The organism is Variovorax sp. CF079, from assembly GCF_900101545.1.
In the GTDB taxonomy this organism is placed as follows: Bacteria; Pseudomonadota; Gammaproteobacteria; order Burkholderiales; family Burkholderiaceae_C; genus Variovorax.
In genome coordinates, this window is sequence record NZ_FMZU01000065.1 from 1 (window position 1) to 1,212 (window position 1,212).

Here is a 1,212-nt window from a genome sequence, read left to right on the forward strand (position 1 = left end):
TCGGCCACGTTGATCGTCAGGTCGACCTGGTCCGGCGAGCCCGGCACCTCCTGCGTCTCCACATTCACCTCGGTGAAGAAGCCCAGGCGGTCCACCCGGTCGCGCGACAGCTTGATCTTGTCGCCGTCGTACCAGGACGCCTCGTACTGGCGGAACTCGCGCCGGATCACCTCGTCGCGCGTGCGGTTGTTGCCCCCGATGGCCACCCGCCGCACGTACACCCGCCGCGAGGGCTCCGCCTTCAGCGTCAGCGACACGCGGTTGTTGGTGCGGTCGATCTCCGGCTCGGCCTGCACCCGCGCGAACGCGTAGCCGAAGGTGCCGAAGTAGTCGGTGAAGGCCTTGGTGGTCTCCGTCACCTGCTCGCCGTTGTAGGGCTCCCCGGGCTGGATCGTCACCAGCGACTTGAACTCCTCCTCGCGCCCGAGGTAGTTGCCCTCCATCTTGACCCCGGCCACCACGAACTTCTCGCCCTCGGTGAGGTTCACCGTGATCGCGAGGTCCTGGCGGTCCGGCGAGATCGCCACCTGCGTGGAGTCGATGCGGAACTCCAGGTAGCCGCGCGTGATGTAGTAAGAGCGCAGCGTCTCCAGGTCGGCGTTGAGCTTGGCGCGCGAGTACTGGTTGCTCTTGGTGTACCAGCTCATCCAGCCGCCCGCGTCCTGGTCGAAGAGATCCAGCAGCGTGCCTTCGCTGAAGGCCTTGTTGCCCACGATGCGCACTTCGCGGATGCGCGCGGCCTCGCCTTCGGTGACGGTGAAGGTCAGGTTGACGCGGTTGCGCTCGATCGGCGTGACGGTGGTGACGACCTGGGCGTTGTACAGGCTGCGGCTGACGTACTGGCGCTTGAGCTCCTGCTCGGCGCGGTCGGCCAGGGCCTTGTCGTAGGGGCGGCCGTCGGCCAGGCCGACCTCGCGCAGCGCCTTCTGCAGCACGGCTTTGTCGAACTCCTTGGTGCCCACGAAGTCGACGTCGGCGATGGTGGGGCGCTCCTCGACGATCACCACCAGCACGTTGCCGCTGACGTCGATGCGCACGTCCTTGAACAGGCCCAGGTCGAACAGCGCGCGGATGGCAGCCGTGCCGCGCTCGTCGCTGTAGGTGTCGCCCACGCGCAGCGGCAGCGAGGCGAAGATGGTGCCGGGCTCCACGCGTTGCAGGCCTTCGACCCGGATGTCGCGTACCGTGAAGGGCTCGACGGCCCAGGCGGCC

At 67.7% G+C, this 1,212-nt stretch carries 1 protein-coding gene; it reads right to left on the minus strand.

Translation table 11 applies throughout. From position 1 onward, the window contains the following. Nucleotides 1-1,212 (minus strand): outer membrane protein assembly factor BamA (gene bamA / locus BLS74_RS33560; RefSeq protein ID WP_093112354.1); only part of this gene is annotated, 1,212 nt, incomplete at both ends.